Genomic DNA, 15,252 nt, shown 5'->3' with positions numbered 1-15,252 from the left:
TCTCGGGTCCGGTCCGGCGGGCGGGTGGTCCGAATAGCGGACACTATTGCTCTCTCGTTGAACAAACGTGTCAGACTCGGTGGCTGCCGCCGGGAGTGCGGCGGGACATGGCGGGCCAGGACGGCGAAGGAGGCCGGCAGATGGGTTCGATCGAGGCGACCGACGCAGCCCCGGGCGGAGCGGACGACCGCGTGCACGACCTGGTCGCCGAGTGCGGCCGGCGGGCCCGCGCCGCGGCGGCGCGTCTGGCCGAGGCACCCGACCCGGTGATCGACTCCGCGCTGACGGCGATGTCCGATCGCCTGGTGGCCGCCGAGCGCGAGATCCTCACGGCCAACCAGCGGGACGTCGAGGCGGCCGGCACCGCCGGGATGAGTTCGGCGTTGCAGGACCGGCTCCGGCTCGACCCGGCCCGGCTCAAGGGCATGGCCGACCAACTCCGGTTGCTCGCCGAGGCGCCCTTCCCGGCCCGGGAGACGCCGCTGCGGTCACTGCCCGGCGGGCTGCGGCTGACCGAGCGCCGCCGCCCGGTCGGGGTGATCGGAGCGAACTTCGAGGCCCGGCCGAACGTGACCGTCGACGTGGCCTCGCAACTGGTGAAGTCCCGCAACGCCGGCGTACTGCGCACCGGCTCGGCCGCGCTCACCTCGGCGGAGGCGCTGCACCGGCACGTCATCGCGCCGGGACTGCGCGACGTCGGGCTCGACCCGGACGCGATCCAACTGCTGCCGGACTCCAGCCGGGCCAGCGCGGTCGCCCTGGTCCGGCAGACCGACCTGATCCCGCTGGTGATCCTCCGGGGCAGTGGTGACGCCACCCGTTCGCTGGGCGCCGAGGCGGCCCGGCACGGCGTCCGTACCCTGGCACACGCCGACGGCGGCGGGGTGTGCTACGTCGACGCCGCCGCCGACCTGGATCGGGCCACCGCACTGCTGGTCGCCGGCCTGGACCGGCTGGGCGTGTGCAACCGGGTCAACCTGCTGCTGGTGCACCGGGACGTCGCCAGGGAGGCGCTGCCCCGCTTCGAGGCGGCCCTGGCCGAGCTGGGCGTACGCACCTCGCTGCCGCCGTACGACCACCCGGTCGGCTACGAGTGGGCGCTGGACAGTGGCCGGGAGGCGACCGTGACCGTCGCCGAGGTGGCCGACCTGGCCGAGGCGGTGACGATCGCCAACACCGAGACGTCGGGACTCGCCGCGACGATCGTGACCGAGGATCCGGCCGCCGCCGAACGGTTCATCGCCAACTCGATCGGCACCGGCGTCTTCTGGAACGCGTCGACCCGGCTACTGGACGGCTTCAAGCTGCATGGCGTACCGGAAACCGGGATCAACGTGGACCACGTGCCGGGGCCGCGCGGCCCGGTCACCTTCCAGGACCTCTACCTGCGGCAGTACGTCGTCGTCCCGGCGGACGTGCCCGGCGGCGCCCGGGGCTGACCGGCTGACCGCCGGCGGCGGGGAATCGCCCACCCGGCGCCGGCTGACCGGCGCGCGCCACACCGGCAGGTAAGCCGCCGGGCGGGCCCGCTCGGACATCCCGTCTTCGGCCGGCGGGCGGCCGCGGCGACCGAAAGTCCCTGGTCGAGCCGCGTTACGGGGTGGCGCCGGACGGGCTCAGTTCGGGCTGGCCCGGACCCGTACCGCTGGCCGGGCCCGTCATGAAGCGCCGGCTCAGCCGCCGGTACGGGCGACTGCGCAGCGCCAGCCCCGTCGCGACCAGCCCGACGATTCCGGTCAGCACGAACACCAGGGCGAGGCCACGGTCGGCTCCGGTGCCGAACCAGCCGCCGATCGTCCGGGCGCCCGCCCCGTCCGTCATGAACGGGATGAAGGCGAACTGGGCGATCGGCGAGATCAGGAACGCCGTCAGTGGCGAGGCGGCCTGCTCGACGCTCTGCGCGAAGCCGAAGACCCGGCCCTGCCGCTCGTACGGCACCACCTTCTGCAGGATCGTCTGCTCGGCTGCCTCGGCGTACGGCACGGCCAGCATGTAGAGGTACAGCCCGACGGTGAGCAGGATGATCGACGAACGCAGCGTGAAGAGCGTGGTGACCGTCCAGAGCAGCACGTTGACCAGCAGCAGCAGCCGGACCGGGTTGCTGCTCAGGCCGGTACGTGCGATGAGCAGCCCGCCGACGATGAAGCCCGTACTCAGCAGTCCCCAGAGCAGGCCCCAGGTCTGCACCGAGACCAGCGACAGCCCGTACGCGTCCATCAGCGCCATGAAGACGCCACCCAGGAAGTTGTTGAACGCCGAGAAGAGGATCAGCGCGGTCAGCCCCGGCACCTCGCCGACCACCCGGATGGTGCCGCGCAGGTCCACCCGCCGCTTCGAGGCGCCCGCCGGCTCGGCCGTGGCCACCGGATCGCCGGATCCCGACGACACGGCCGTGCCCGTGGCCAGCGGCTCACCGGACACCGACGCCGTGGCCAGCGGCTCGCCGGACCGCGCAGGTACCGTGCTGACCAGCGGCTCACCGGGGACCGTCGGCTCGGCGGCCGGGGCCGGAGCGGCCGGCCGGTCCGGCAGCGGGACGGCCGCCAGGTGCAGCACGGCGAGGGCGACCACGACGAGGGCCAGGACCAGCACCCAGAGCATCCCGCCCGCCGCCACCAGCACCCCGCTGATCACCGACGTCACCAGGAAGCTCACCCCGGTGGTGCTGCCGACCAGACCGTTTGCCCGGTCCCTGGTCTCCTCCTCGATCAACGCGGTGACCAGGGTCGGCAGCGCGATGGTCCGGATGTTCCCGGCGATCACCCCGACCATCACCAGCACGACGAGCGTCCACAGTGGCACGCTCGTCGGGTCGGCGAACGACCGGCGCGGGGCGAGCTGGTAGACGACCAGGGCCACCGCGTAGAGCGCGAACGAGACCAGCGCCGACGCCTGCATCACCGTCTTCTTCCGGTGGTGGTCGACCAGGCTGCCGAACCAGATGCCGGTCAGCGCGGTCAGCACGAGGAAGATCCCGGAGATCAGGCCGGTGGCGAAGACCGAGCGGGTCTCCAGGTAGACGTAGAAGGTGATCGCGAACCAGACGGTGTAGTTGACCACCGACACCAGCAGCGTGTTGCCCAGTACCTGGAAGAAGGTCTTCCGGTCCCCGCGGATCGCGTTCATGCCGACGACCCTACGACCTGAACTTAGCTTGATGTCGAAGGGTTTCCGGACCGCCCCGGCGCCGCACCGGGCCACGACCGAGGGCCGCGTCCGCGCAGGGCCGGCCCGGACGCCTACCAAAGAGTGACGGATGCGGGAAGACGGGCAGTCCGGGGCGTCCGCTCGTAGCGTGGAGATCATGGCAACCCACGCCCGGATCAGCACCCCGTTCGGTGCCCGGAGCACTGCCGCCGAGGTCCTCGACGGCGTCGACCTCACCGGTCGCCGGATGATCGTCACCGGCGGCGCCTCCGGCATCGGTGCGGCAGCTGTCCGCGCCCTGGCCGGAGCGGGAGCGGCGGTCACCGTCGCCGCCCGGGATCCGGTGCAGGCCGAACCGCTGGTGGCGGAGTTCGCCGCGCCGGGTCCGGGCAGCGTCCGGGCAGCCGCCTGCGATCTGGCCGACCTGACCTCGGTCGAGGCGTTCGTCGACGTCTGGGACGGTCCGGTGCACGCGCTGGTCGCCAACGCGGGCGTGATGGCCATCCCGACCCGACAGCTCAGCGCGGAGGGTTGGGAACTCCAACTGGCCACCAACTACCTCGGGCACTTCGCCCTCGCCTGCGGCCTGCACGACAGCCTCCGCGCCGCCGGTTCGGCCCGGGTCGTGCTGGTCAGCTCCGGAGCGCACCTGCGGGAAGCGTTCGACTTCGCCGACCCGCAGTTCGAGCGACAGCCGTACGACCGTTGGGCGGCGTACGGGCGGTCGAAGGTCGCCGGGGTCCTGCTGGCCGTGGGTATCGCCCGGCACTGGGCGGCGGACGGGATCACCGCCAACGCCCTCAACCCCGGCTTCATCACGACCAACCTGCAACGTCACATGGACGACGAGACGCTGCGCGCGTTCGGGGCGATGGACGAGGCGGGCAACCGCATCGAGCAGCCCTACTACAAGACGCCCGCACAGGGCGCGGCGACGACCGTGCTGCTGGCCGCGTCGCCGCTGGTCGAAGGGGTCACCGGGCGGTACTTCGACGACAACCAGGAGGCCGAGGTGGTGGCCGGCGGACCGGAGGCCACCGGAGGGGTCGCGGCGCACGCCGTCGACCCGGCCGCCGCGGATCGCCTCTGGGCGTACGCGACCGAGGCCCTGACGTCCCGCCGGAAGACGGCGTAGCCGGCCGACGGCCACGTGCGGAGGGTTACACCGTGACCAGGCGGGTCGCGCCCGACCGCCGCAGTACGGTGAATCCGTGCCCACCGAAGACGTGCTCACCAGCGCAGATCTGACCGAGCTGCGGCGCTCCGCGCTCGGCACGGCCGACCCGCTGGGCATCGCGGCCGAGCTGGCCGAGGCGGTCGAGCAGGGGCGACTCGCCGATCCGGAGGACGCCGGCCGGGCGCTGACCCTGGCCGCCGAGATCGCCGAGACCAGGGCCCGACTCGACGCCGCCCAGCGGTACGCGGACCGCGCTGTCGACGCGTACCGGCACAGCTCCGAGCCCGACGCCGGCTTCGCCCGGGCACTGCACGCCCGGATCCTGTTCCGGACCGGCCGGGACGACGAGGCGCTCGCCGAACTCACCGCCCTGCGCCCACTGCTGGACTCCGAGCCGGACGCGGCCGCGTACCTGAGCGCCGCCCTGGAGGTCGGCGGCCGGACCGGGCTGGCCGAGCAGTGGCTGACCGAGGCGGTGCAGAGTGCGCTGCGCGACCGGGGCACTCCGGCGCCGGGCGCCACCGAGGTCGCCGGCACCGCCGAACCGACCGGGCAGGATGCCTCCGGACTCCTCTTCTTCCTGCTGCAACAGCGCCACCGGGTACGCCGGGAACTGGACCTGCCGCACGACCAGCACGACAACCTGGCCGACCGGTTGGAGAACGAGCTGTTCCGCAGCGCGACAACGGCGGATGCCGACCCGGGTCCGGAAGCCCGGTTGTTCCTGCCGGAGGGCGAGTTCGACGCCCTGCTGTCGCGCTGGCCCGACCTGGCCGAGGCGGTTGGTGGGGACTGGTCCGAGCATCGGGCCCGGGTCCAGCGCGAACTGGTCCGGCTGGCCGACTCGGGCCGGTTCGGGCTCGGCCCGCTGCGCGGCTCGACCGGGCAACTGGCCGGGTACGCGGAGCGCACCGGCGTGGACCCGACCGCCGGACCGGCCCGGACCGGCTACGCGGCGGAGCTGGTCGGGCAGGGTACGCAGCTGCCCTGGCCACCGGAGCGGAACGAGGCGTGCTGGTGCGGCTCGGGCAGCAAGTACAAGAAGTGCTGCCTGCCGCGTGCCCGCGCCAGGTCCGCCGGCTGAGCCACCCGATCGAGGTCCGGCGGCTCCCCGGGCCGACCGCCGGATCGCCGCCGCTCCTGCCGCCTGCCGCCGCTCCGACCGCCTGCCGCCGCCCCGCTGATCCGGGGCGGGTCGGGCCGAATCGGGTCGGGCCGGCGTCCGTTCGGACCGGCGTCCGTTCGGGTCGGCGTCCGTTCGGGTCGGCGTCCGTTCGGACCGGCGTCCGTTCGGTCGGCGTCCGTTCGGACCGGCGTCCGTTCCGAGCCGGAACCGGAGTGTCGGCGGCTGTCGACGGTCAGGGTCGGCGCAGTCCGGCGAGGAGGACCTCGACCATCCGGCGGGCGTCGTACCGGGGGTCCCGGTCGGCGCCGATGCAGAGGTTGCCGACGGCACGCATCAGTTCGAGGGCTTCGATGTCCGTGCGGATCTCGCCGGCGGTGCCGGCGGCGTCGAGCAGGTCGGCGCAGACAGGTGTCAGGCGGTCGAGGAAGTACCCGTGCAGGGTCACGAAGGTGGCGTCGTCGGACTGTAGCGCCTCGGCGAGGCCGTGCTTGGTGACCAGGAAGTCGACGAAGAGGTCGATCCACCGGGTCAGGGCGCTGTGCGGCACCTCGTCGCTGGCCAGCAGCGCCCGGCCCGCCTCGACGCATGCCTCGACCTGGTGCCGGTAGACGGCGACCACGAGATCGGCCCGGGTCGGGAAGTGGCGGTAGATCGTACCGACCCCGACGCCCGCCCTGGCCGCGATGTCCCGTACCGGAGCGTCGACGCCGGAGGCGACGAAGGCCGCGGCGGCTGCTTCGAGCAGGGTCTCCTCGTTGCGCCGGGCGTCGACCCGCTTGCGACGGCCCGGCGTCGCCGCCCCGCCGCCGCCGGACGATGCCGGTCCGCTGCCGGACGATGCCGCCCCGCCGCCGTCGGACGATGCCGGTCCGCTGCGCTTGTCAGCCATGTGCTGCCATCCCACCCTGGTGTCGCCTCCGTCACTCGTGCCGCTCCGTAGCCACCTTGCTAAACGGAACGGCGTTCCGTATGTTGGAAACGGAACACTGATCCGCTAGTTCATGGTGCCAGAGGAGTGACAACGATGCAGCATCCCCACGAAGTGGCCAGCCCGGTCGTCTCGGTGCGACCGGTGACCCTCGCGGCCCCCGGCCGGGGCGACGACCTGCGGATACGGGTCTCCGCCCCGGCCACCGGCGACCGCCTGCCGGTCGTCGTCTTCTCGCACGGTTTCGGCGGTTCGCTGGACAGCTACGCCCCGCTGGTCGACTACTGGGCCGCCCACGGCTTCGTGGTCGTCCAGCCCACCCACCTCGACTCGCGAACCCTGGCGATCACGCCCGAGGACCCCCGCCATCCGGAGATCTGGCGCATCCGGGTCGAGGACCTGCGTGGAGTTCTCGACCAACTGGACCGCGTCGAGGCCGCCCTCCCCGGCCTCGCCGGCCGCCTCGACCCCGGCCGGATCGCCGCCGCCGGACACTCCTGGGGCGCCCAGAGCGCCAGCATGCTGCTCGGGGCGCGGGTCCTCGACGCCCGGGGCGTTCCGGGCGAGGACATGTCCGACCCCCGGATCAGGGCCGGCGTGCTGCTGGCGCTGACCGGAAGCGGCGGCGCCGACCTGACGCCGTTCGCCGCCGAGCACTTTCCCTTCATGAATCCGGACTTCACGGCGATGGCCACCCCGGCCCTGGTGGTCGCTGGCGAGAAGGACCAGTCCGCGCTCACCGTCCGGGGGCCGGAGTGGTTCACCGATCCGTACTTCCTGAGCCCCGGGCCCAAGAGCCTGCTCACCCTGCACGGGGCGGAGCACTCGCTGGGCGGGATTCCCGGCTACGAGTCGGCAGAGACCACCGATGGGAGTCCGGAGCGGGTCGCCCTGATCCAGCGGCTCACCCTGGCCTACCTGCGCAGTGCACTCGACCCTACGGACTCCTCCTGGTCGACGGCGAGCGCCGAACTGGCGGCGGGCGGCGATCCGTCGGGCCGGCTCGAATCGAAGTGACGCTCCAGGCGCAGGTCCGGCGGTCCGTCCAAGGTCGTGGGCGGACCGCCGGGCCACTGCTGACCGCTGGACCGATGGGCCACTGCTGACCGCTGGACCGATGGGCCGTTGCCGGACCGGCCTGGCGCCCGGGTGCCGGAAGGGGTTGACACGGGCCACCGCAGGCAGGATATTCAACTTATCGGTTAATTAACCGAGCGGTTGAGAGGTGGATCGCGTGGACCGGCTGAGCGAGGTGTTCGGCGCTCTTGCCGACCCGACCCGGAGGGCGATCCTGGCCCGGCTGGCGCAGGGGGAGGCGACGGTCAACCAGATCGCCGAGCCCTTCCCGATCAGCCTCCAGGCCGTCTCCAAGCACCTGAAGGTGCTGGAACGGGCCGGGCTGGTCAGTCGGGGCAGGGCGGCGCAGTGGCGACCGTGCCGGCTCGATCCGGAGCCGCTGCGCGAGGTGGCCGACTGGGTCGCCGACTACCAACGGTTCTGGGAGCAGCGCTACGACCGGCTCGGCGATTACCTGCAACGGCTACAGCGGGACGACACCGCGACCGAGGAGGAGTGAGATGGGCGACGACCTGACGGTGACCCTGCCGTCCGACCTGGAGATCAAGATGGTGCGCGTCTTCGACGCACCCCGCGCGCTCGTCTTCGAGGCGCACACCAACTGCGAGCACCTCAAGCACTGGTGGGGCCGGGGCAATCCGCTCGACTGCGAGCTGGACTTCCGCCCGGGTGGCGGCTACCGGTTCGTCGAGCACGCTCCCGACGGGGAGTACGCGTTCCGCGGCGAATACCGGGAGATCCACCCGCCGGAGCGGATCGTGCAGACCTTCGAGTTCGAGGGCATGCCCGGGCACGTCTGCGTGGAGACGCTGGAGTTGACCGAGGAGGACGGCCGGACGACGGTCACCACCGTCACCCGCTTCGACACCCGACAGGAGCGCGACGGCATGATCGCCTCCGGGATGGCGGACGGGGCCCGCCAGTCGTACCAGGCGCTGGCGACGTACCTGACGAAGCTCGGCTGAGCGGCGGGGGCAGCAGATGCGGGAACTGACGGTCGACCTGTTCAGCACCGTCGACGGCTGGTTACGGGGTCGCGACTCCCCCGCCTTCTTCGGCTACGATGGCCCCGACCTGCGGGCCTGGATCGACGAGCAGTCCGATCGTCCACAGGTGATGCTGATGGGCGCCAACACCTACCGGGCCTTGGTGGAGATGGGCGGCGGTCAACCCTCCGATCCGCTGGCCCGGCTGCCCAAGATGGTCTTCTCGAAGTCGTTGCGCCCGCCGCTCGCCTGGCCCGGCACCTCCCTGGTGGCCGAGGCCGTCGAGGTGGCCGTACCCGCGCTGAAGGACGCCCCCGGCGACCCGCTCCGGGTGATCGGCAGCCGTTCGCTGGTCCGCAGCCTGTTCCGGCTCGGGCTGGTGGACCGGCTCCGCCTGATGGTCTTCCCGCAGGTGCTCGGCGAGAGCGGCGAGGAGCGGATGCTGGCCGGACTTCCCGACCTGGATCTCCGGCTCGCCGCGACCGAGGTGTTCGACAAGCGGCTCGTCCTGCTCGACTACAGGCTCGACCGGGCCCCGGAGCCGGCCGGGTAGCGCCCGGCGCCGGGCCGGCCCTGGGGCAGGCTGCGGCGCACCCAGCAGGTTGACCAGGGCGACGGATGCTCACCGTCCGGACGCGCGCCGGCCGGGCACCGTGACGGGCGGGGTCGACAGCGGCGGGGTCGACAGCGGCGGCCGGGTCGGACCGCGCAGCACCCGCAGCGCCACCCTCGGATGCGCCAGCGCCGCCGGCGGCCGGACCAGGTGCTGCACGTCGGTGAGCACCCGCAGCACGTACGGGTCGCGGTCGGCCACGTCGGAGGCGCGGTCCAGGTACCAGTACGAGAGCCGGCCCCGGCGCCCCGGCGGGACCGTACCGGCGGCGGAGAACCGCAGGTCCGTACCGGTGGCGATGGTCCACGCGGTGGCGCTGCACCCGGCCACCGCCGCCTGGGCGGTCCGGCCGAGCCGACCCCGGTGCGCCCGCAGGTGCTCGCCGACCACCACCGCGGTCTGCGCGGCGACGCTCATCCCCTGGCCGTAGACCGGGTTGAAGGCGCAGGCGGCGTCCCCGACCACCAGGAAACCCTCCGGCCAGCGCGACATCGACTCGTAGTGCCGGCGGTGGTTGCCGGTACGCCGGAAGCCGTGGATCGGCCCGTCCGGCTCGGCGTGCCGGATCGCCTCGTAGATCAGCGGACTGCGCAGGTTGCGGGTGAACTCCAGAAAGCCCGCCTCGTCGGTCGGCGGGGTCTGGTCGCCGAACCCGCCGAGCGTGACCATCCAGCAGCCGTTCTCGATCGGATAGAGCACTCCGCCCCGGGAGACCTGCGGCGGCTTCGGCATCACCATGATGTTCTTCCAGCCGTCGGCGACCCCGGGGGCCAGCCGGTAACGCCGGCTCGCGTAGCCCAGCCCGGCGTCGATCCGGGTCTCCTCCGGCCGTCCGTAGCCCAGTTCGGCCAGCCAGCCCGGCGAGCGCGAGCCGCGTCCGCTGGCGTCCACCACCAGGTCGGCGGCACAGGGTTGGATCTCGGATCCGCGGTCACGGGCCCGCAACCGGACTCCGGCGACCGAGTCGCCGTCCTCCCCGGGCAGTAGTCCGACCACCTCGCGGGCGGTCTCGAAGCGGATCCGCGGGTCGGCGGCGAGTCGCTGCCGGATGGTCCAGTCCAGCAGTTCCCGGCTGGCCCCGACCAGGGTGTGGGTGGCCGGGAAGCGTTCGCGCCAGCCGTACGGGCTCAACGACAGCAGGTCGGTCGGAGCGGCCACCGGTACCGCCCCCCGGTCGTACAGCTCGGCCATCAGGCCGGGGAAGAGCCGGTCCAGGGCCCGCTGCCCGGAGGTGACGAGCACGTGCAGGTGCCGCGCCTGCGGGATGCCCGTGCGCAGTTGCGGTCCGTCCGGAAACCGGTCCCGGTCGAGTACGGTCACCCGCTCGACGAAGTCGGCCAGCGCACGTGCGATGCAGAGACCGGCGAAACTCCCGCCGACGACCACGGCAGAACGGGGCTGGGACAGTGGCGAAGGCATACCTCCATCCTTACCGACACCGGCGCCCACCAGCCCAAACCGATTGATCCGACGTGCCGGACAGTCAGCATCACGACTCTCCGGCGCGCCGGCGTGCATCGCGGTCGGGCCGGCGTGCATCGCGGTCGGGCCGGCGTCATGGCGGGACGGAGCGGAGGAGTCGCCTGCGGCGCCGCCCGACCCGGCTCATTCCAGGTGCAGGGTGGCGGATGCCTGCTCGGCGGCGGAGGTCACCGGCTCGACGTAGAGCAGCCCGGCGCGGTGCCGCAGGTACCGGCCGGGGAAGTTCTGCGCCTCCAGCGAGATCGCGGCACCGCTGGCCAGCCCGGCCCGGCGCAGGAAGCTGGCGTCGGCGCGGAACTGCGCCGAACCGTCGTCGCGCTCGACGTGCACCTCGTAGTTGCGGTGCCGCAGGTAGTAGCCCGGGAAGTTGGTCGACTCCAGCGACACCGTGCCGGAGCCGGACAGGCCGGTCACGATCCGGAACTGCGAGTCGGCCAGCGGCGTGACGTCGGCGTCGACCCGGACCCGGTAGTCGTAGGGCCGCAGGTACGTGTCGGCGAGGTCGTGCGGACGCAGCCGGACCGGGGTCGCGCCGTCCGGCACCGGGATGCCCAGGTTCGGGGTGCCGTCGGCGTTCCAGTACAGCTTCTGGATCCGGGTACGCCGGTTGGGGTCGTTCAGCGGGTCGCCGTTGATGTCCCGGTAGTTGCGGTCGTGGTAGACGAGGATGTCGCTCTGGCCGTCCTCGGAGACGGTGAACGAGTTGTGTCCGGGGCCGTACTGGCCGGTGGCGGCGGAGCTGGCGAAGACCGGGGTCGGGCTCTTGGTCCAGGAGGACGCGTTGAGCAGGTTCGCGTTCGCCGGGGCGGTGAGCATCCCGAGGCAGTAGTTGGCGTCGGTGGCGCTGGCCGAGTAGGTCAGGAAGATCCGGCCGTTGCGCTGGATCACCGACGGCCCCTCGGCGACCCGGTAGCCCCGGGTTTCCCAGTCGTACGTCGGCACGGTCAGCCGGGTCACCGTGCCGGTGATCTGCCACGGGTTGCTGCCCATCCGGGCCAGGTAGAGGTTGGAGTTGGTGGAGATTCCCGGTTCGGACTGGGCCCAGACCAGATAGCGGACGCCGTTCGCCACGAATGTCGACGCGTCGAGGCTGAAGGTGTCCCACGGGGTGCTGATCCGGCCGCGCTCGGTCCACGATCCGGTCAGCGGGTTGGCACTGGCGTTCTCCAGTACGTACATCCGGATCCGCCAGATGTCGTCGGTGCGCCCGGCGGCGAAGTAGACGTACCAGCGGCCGTTGACGAAGTGGATCTCGGGCGCCCAGATGTGTGCGCCCATCTCGCCGCTGGTGTGCCGGCGCCAGATCGTCGTCTCGGCGGCGCTGGCCAGGCCCTGCAACGTGGTCGCCCGGCGGAGCACGATCCGGTCGTACTGCGGCACGGTGGCGGTGAAGTAGTAGTAGCCGTCGGTGTGCCGGAAGATGTGCGGGTCGGCGCGCTGGTTCACCAGCGGGTTGGTGTAGCTCACCGCCGGTGCGGCGGCGGCCGGGGCTCCCGGCAGCAGCCCGGCCAGCAGCGCGAGCACGGTGGCCAGTACGGCGATCAGCGGCCCGGAGCCGGTCGACCGGAGCGGGCGGCGCGTCCTGCGCGGATTCGGCTTCATGATCTGTGACCTTTCGTCGAGTCCGGCGGAGGCACCCGCTGTCGTTCCGGGTGTCACGCAGGTCAGTGTTATCGCTAACATCGATGACAGTCAAGGAATCGCCCCGCACAGGCGCACCCCCGGTCAGCCGCAGGACCGTCGTCCCACGGCACCCGCGGCCCGGAACCGTCCACCGGACGGACCGACGGAAGGACACCCCATGGAAGCCCCCGCTTCCCCGCCCCCGACGGCACCGAGCCGGACCCGGCTCGCCCGTTCCACCACAGTGCTCGCGGTCGCCGCCACGCTCGTCGGCGCCGCCGTCGCCCTACCGGTCCGGTCGGCCTCGGCCGCGACCGTCGACCCGAACGCCTGGTACGTCCTGGTGTCCCGGCACAGCGGCAAGGCCCTGGACGTCTACGAACGGTCCACCGCCGACGGTGGCCGGATCGTGCAGTGGGCCCGCAACGACGGCGCCTGGCAGCAGTGGCAGTTCGTCGACTCAGGATCCGGTTACCACCGGCTGCGCTCCCGGCACAGCGGCAAGGTCCTCGACATCCGGGACTCCTCCACGGCCGACGGCGCGGAGGTGGTCCAGTGGGCCGACCGGAACAGCGCCAACCAGCAGTTCCGGCTCGCCGACTCGGACGGCGGGCACGTCCGGCTGATCAACCGGAACAGCAACAAGGCCCTGGACGTCTGGGAGTGGTCCACCGCCGACGGCGGCCGGATCAGCCAGTACGCCGACTCCGGCGGCGCCAACCAGCAGTGGCAGCTGGTCCGGGTCGGCCCGGGCGGCACCCCGGGTCCGACCCCCACCGGCGGTCCGGGCACTCCCCCGGCCGGATATCCGGCGCCGATGCGGGTGACCGGGGACGTCGGGGTGCACGACCCGACCGTGCTCCGCCGCCCCGGCGGGGACTACCTGGTCGCGCACACCGGAGACAACGTCGCGTTGAAGACCTCGACGGACCGGGTGGCGTTCCGCAACGCCGGGTCGGTCTTCCCGAACGGCGCCCCGTGGACCACCGGCTACACCGGTGGCAGCCGCAACCTCTGGGCGCCGGACATCTCGTACCGGAACAACCAGTACTACCTCTACTACTCCGCCTCCACCTTCGGCTCGAACCGGTCGGCGATCTTCCTGGCCACCAGCTCGACCGGCAACTCGGGCAGCTGGACCGACCGGGGGTTGGTGATCGAGTCGGGTACCTCGGACGACTTCAACGCGATCGACCCGAACCTGGTCGTGGACGACCAGGGCCGCTGGTGGCTGGCGTTCGGGTCGTTCTGGTCCGGGCTGAAGATGGTCGCCCTGGATCCGGCCACCGGCAAGCGCGCGGACGGCACGATCCGGAGCATCGCCGGCCGGGGCGGCGGCGCGATCGAGGCGCCGACCCTGGTCAGGCGGGGCGGCTACTACTACCTGTACGTCTCCTTCGACCGCTGCTGCCAGGGCGCCGCCAGCACCTACCGGGTGATGGTCGGCCGCTCGACAAGCGTGACCGGGCCGTTCGTCGACCGGAACGGCACCGCGCTCACCTCCGGCGGCGGCACCCAGGTGCTCGCCGGCCACGGCAGCGTGCACGGGCCGGGCCACCAGACGGTGCTCACCGACGGGGACGGCGACTTCCTCGTCTACCACTACTACGCCGACAACGGCACGGCGCTGCTCGGCATCAACCGGCTCGGCTACGACTCGGCCGGCTGGCCGTTCCTGTACTGAGCAGCTCCACCGCCTCCGCAGAAGCAGCGCGACACCGGTGAGGAAGGGCCCCGCGTACCTCGTGGCGTTCGGCGACAGCGCGGGGCCCCTCCTCACAGCTCGACGCTGAGCGTCGCCGCGCCCGGCTGGTCGAGCCGGAACGTCGCGGTACGCCCGCCGGCCGACACCTCGTACTCGCCGAGGAAGCCGGTGAACCCGACCCGGCCCCGCTCGTCGGTGCCGAGGGGCGTCGGGGCGAACCACCACTCGTCCCGGACCAGCGCGCGCAGGGCGTGGTAGGACGGTTTCGGCGTGCCGTCGGCCCGGACGAAGCCGCCCGGCGCGCCGAGCCAGCCGCCGTCCACCATGCCCCAGTAGGTGCTGGCCCGCACCGACGGATGCGACAGCAGGGTCCTGTAGTGCCGGACCACCTCGTCGGCCTGCCGCTCCTCCCCCTCCGGGGTGCTCGGCCACTCCGGGATCTGGTAGTCGTTCAGGTCCACGATGTCCGCCGGCATGAGGTGGCCGGAGAGCAGGGTCGTCTCGGTGAAGTGGATCGGCAGGCCGTACCGGGCGAACCGGTCGATGATGCCGAGCGTCTTCTCCTCACCCCAGTAGCCCTGGTGCATGTGGCTCTGCAGGCCGAGTGCGTCGATCCGGATCCCCGCCTCCAGCACCCCCTCGATCAGGCACTCGTAGGCGGCGGACATGTCGAAGTCGTTGAGCAGCAGGGTGGCCCGGGGGTTCGCCTCGCGTGCCGCGTCGAAGACCATCCGGACCAGCGGGATGCGTCCCAGCTCCCGGCAGATCCGGGTCAGACCGTTGTCGTACCTGTCGAAGATCGGCATGATCACGACCTCGTTGACCACGTCCCAGGTGTCGATCAGCCCGGCGAAGTCGGTCACCTCCCGGCGGATCCGGTCCAGCTGAGCCTCGGTGATCTCCGCGTTGGAGAGCCCGGTCAACCACTGTGCGCTCTCGGTGTGCCAGGCCAGCGGATGGCCCTTGACCAGGCAGCCCCGGTCGGTGAACCAGCGTGCCGCCGCCCGGAGGCGCCGGGTGTCCGGCCGGCCGCGCTCGGGCTCGAACCAGCCCCAGTAGAACGGCAGGGTGGCGAAGTTGAACAGGTCGAGCCAGAGCTCGGCCATCCGTTCCGACCGGGCGGCGGCACTGCCGGCCGCCGCCTCCGATCCGGACTCCGACGCGAGAGCCTCCGGGGCGACGGCCTCCGGGGCGACCTGTGCGACGGCGTCCTCCGGCTCGCCGGCGGCGTGCGGGACGGAGTCGAGGCCGGTGCAGCCGAAGAGGAAGGCGTGGTCGCGCTGCGCGACCACCACCTCCTGACCGCTGAGCGGAGCACCTCCACTGGTCAGGGTGAGGGTGGCGGTCGCGGTCCGGTGCTGCCGGATCAGGGAGTCGGACGACATCGA

General features: G+C 72.3%; 13 protein-coding genes. 8 read left to right on the top strand and 5 right to left on the bottom strand.

The window, feature by feature from the left end:
• The first annotated feature begins 140 nt into the window (after positions 1-140).
• A complete protein-coding gene (locus ACN28A_RS26375) occupies positions 141-1,439 on the top strand; it encodes an aldehyde dehydrogenase family protein (RefSeq protein WP_421399244.1) in 1,299 nt (432 codons plus the stop codon).
• A 154-nt stretch (positions 1,440-1,593) separates the two neighbouring features.
• Here the strand turns inward: ACN28A_RS26375 and ACN28A_RS26370 are convergent, their stop codons facing one another.
• The gene (locus tag ACN28A_RS26370; protein WP_421399241.1) at positions 1,594-3,126 is read right to left on the bottom strand and encodes an MFS transporter; all 1,533 of its coding nucleotides are present in this window, start codon (positions 3,124-3,126) and stop codon (positions 1,594-1,596) included.
• A 178-nt stretch (positions 3,127-3,304) separates the two neighbouring features.
• Between ACN28A_RS26370 and ACN28A_RS26365 the strand changes: the two genes are divergently transcribed.
• A complete protein-coding gene (locus tag ACN28A_RS26365; RefSeq protein WP_421399238.1) occupies positions 3,305-4,282 on the top strand; it encodes an SDR family NAD(P)-dependent oxidoreductase in 978 nt (325 codons plus the stop codon).
• 76 nt (positions 4,283-4,358) lie between these two features.
• Positions 4,359-5,408, top strand: a complete 1,050-nt coding sequence (locus ACN28A_RS26360) for an SEC-C metal-binding domain-containing protein (protein ID WP_421399235.1) — start codon at positions 4,359-4,361, stop codon at positions 5,406-5,408.
• Positions 5,409-5,682: 274 nt separating this feature from the next.
• Here ACN28A_RS26360 and ACN28A_RS26355 read toward each other — a convergent pair whose 3' ends face one another.
• A complete protein-coding gene (locus ACN28A_RS26355; protein WP_421399232.1) occupies positions 5,683-6,339 on the bottom strand; it encodes a TetR/AcrR family transcriptional regulator in 657 nt (218 codons plus the stop codon).
• A gap of 135 nt (positions 6,340-6,474) precedes the next feature.
• Here ACN28A_RS26355 and ACN28A_RS26350 point away from each other — a divergent pair, with 135 nt between their 5' ends.
• The 4 genes from ACN28A_RS26350 to ACN28A_RS26335 all read left to right on the top strand — a co-directional run bounded on the left by ACN28A_RS26350 (position 6,475) and on the right by ACN28A_RS26335 (position 8,994).
• A complete protein-coding gene (locus tag ACN28A_RS26350) occupies positions 6,475-7,395 on the top strand; it encodes an alpha/beta hydrolase family protein (RefSeq protein WP_421399229.1) in 921 nt (306 codons plus the stop codon).
• A gap of 217 nt (positions 7,396-7,612) precedes the next feature.
• Positions 7,613-7,954 (top strand): ArsR/SmtB family transcription factor, encoded by a 342-nt coding sequence (locus ACN28A_RS26345; protein WP_421399226.1) that lies wholly within the window; start codon positions 7,613-7,615, stop codon positions 7,952-7,954.
• A 1-nt stretch (position 7,955) separates the two neighbouring features.
• On the top strand, positions 7,956-8,420 hold the full coding sequence (locus tag ACN28A_RS26340; RefSeq protein ID WP_421399223.1) for an SRPBCC family protein: 465 nt from the start codon (positions 7,956-7,958) through the stop codon (positions 8,418-8,420).
• A gap of 16 nt (positions 8,421-8,436) precedes the next feature.
• A complete protein-coding gene (locus ACN28A_RS26335) occupies positions 8,437-8,994 on the top strand; it encodes a dihydrofolate reductase family protein (RefSeq protein ID WP_421399221.1) in 558 nt (185 codons plus the stop codon).
• Positions 8,995-9,063: 69 nt separating this feature from the next.
• Here ACN28A_RS26335 and ACN28A_RS26330 read toward each other — a convergent pair whose 3' ends face one another.
• A complete protein-coding gene (locus tag ACN28A_RS26330) occupies positions 9,064-10,473 on the bottom strand; it encodes an NAD(P)/FAD-dependent oxidoreductase (protein ID WP_421399218.1) in 1,410 nt (469 codons plus the stop codon).
• Between the two features lie 186 nt (positions 10,474-10,659).
• A complete protein-coding gene (locus tag ACN28A_RS26325; RefSeq protein ID WP_421399215.1) occupies positions 10,660-12,138 on the bottom strand; it encodes a family 43 glycosylhydrolase in 1,479 nt (492 codons plus the stop codon).
• Positions 12,139-12,337: 199 nt separating this feature from the next.
• Here ACN28A_RS26325 and ACN28A_RS26320 point away from each other — a divergent pair, with 199 nt between their 5' ends.
• Positions 12,338-13,843: a family 43 glycosylhydrolase gene (locus tag ACN28A_RS26320; protein WP_421399212.1), complete on the top strand. Its 1,506-nt coding sequence runs from the start codon at positions 12,338-12,340 to the stop codon at positions 13,841-13,843.
• Positions 13,844-13,935: 92 nt separating this feature from the next.
• Here ACN28A_RS26320 and ACN28A_RS26315 read toward each other — a convergent pair whose 3' ends face one another.
• Positions 13,936-15,249, bottom strand: a complete 1,314-nt coding sequence (locus tag ACN28A_RS26315) for an endo-1,4-beta-xylanase (RefSeq protein ID WP_421399209.1) — start codon at positions 15,247-15,249, stop codon at positions 13,936-13,938.
• Between the last annotated feature and the right edge of the window lie 3 nt (positions 15,250-15,252).

The organism is Plantactinospora sp. WMMB782 (assembly GCF_049179135.1).
Taxonomy (GTDB): domain Bacteria; phylum Actinomycetota; class Actinomycetes; order Mycobacteriales; family Micromonosporaceae; genus Plantactinospora.
The sequence above is the reverse complement of the archived record's forward strand: the minus strand, read 5'-3'. Positions and strand labels throughout refer to the sequence as shown.

Coding starts and splice junctions, on each gene's coding strand:
- ACN28A_RS26375 (WP_421399244.1), top strand. CDS start 141: ATGGGTTCGATCGAGGCGACCGACGCAGCCCCGGGCGGAGCGGACGAC.
- ACN28A_RS26370 (WP_421399241.1), bottom strand. CDS start 3,126: ATGAACGCGATCCGCGGGGACCGGAAGACCTTCTTCCAGGTACTGGGC.
- ACN28A_RS26365 (WP_421399238.1), top strand. CDS start 3,305: ATGGCAACCCACGCCCGGATCAGCACCCCGTTCGGTGCCCGGAGCACT.
- ACN28A_RS26355 (WP_421399232.1), bottom strand. CDS start 6,339: ATGGCTGACAAGCGCAGCGGACCGGCATCGTCCGACGGCGGCGGGGCG.
- ACN28A_RS26350 (WP_421399229.1), top strand. CDS start 6,475: ATGCAGCATCCCCACGAAGTGGCCAGCCCGGTCGTCTCGGTGCGACCG.
- ACN28A_RS26340 (WP_421399223.1), top strand. CDS start 7,956: ATGGGCGACGACCTGACGGTGACCCTGCCGTCCGACCTGGAGATCAAG.
- ACN28A_RS26335 (WP_421399221.1), top strand. CDS start 8,437: ATGCGGGAACTGACGGTCGACCTGTTCAGCACCGTCGACGGCTGGTTA.
- ACN28A_RS26330 (WP_421399218.1), bottom strand. CDS start 10,473: ATGCCTTCGCCACTGTCCCAGCCCCGTTCTGCCGTGGTCGTCGGCGGG.
- ACN28A_RS26325 (WP_421399215.1), bottom strand. CDS start 12,138: ATGAAGCCGAATCCGCGCAGGACGCGCCGCCCGCTCCGGTCGACCGGC.
- ACN28A_RS26320 (WP_421399212.1), top strand. CDS start 12,338: ATGGAAGCCCCCGCTTCCCCGCCCCCGACGGCACCGAGCCGGACCCGG.
- ACN28A_RS26315 (WP_421399209.1), bottom strand. CDS start 15,249: ATGTCGTCCGACTCCCTGATCCGGCAGCACCGGACCGCGACCGCCACC.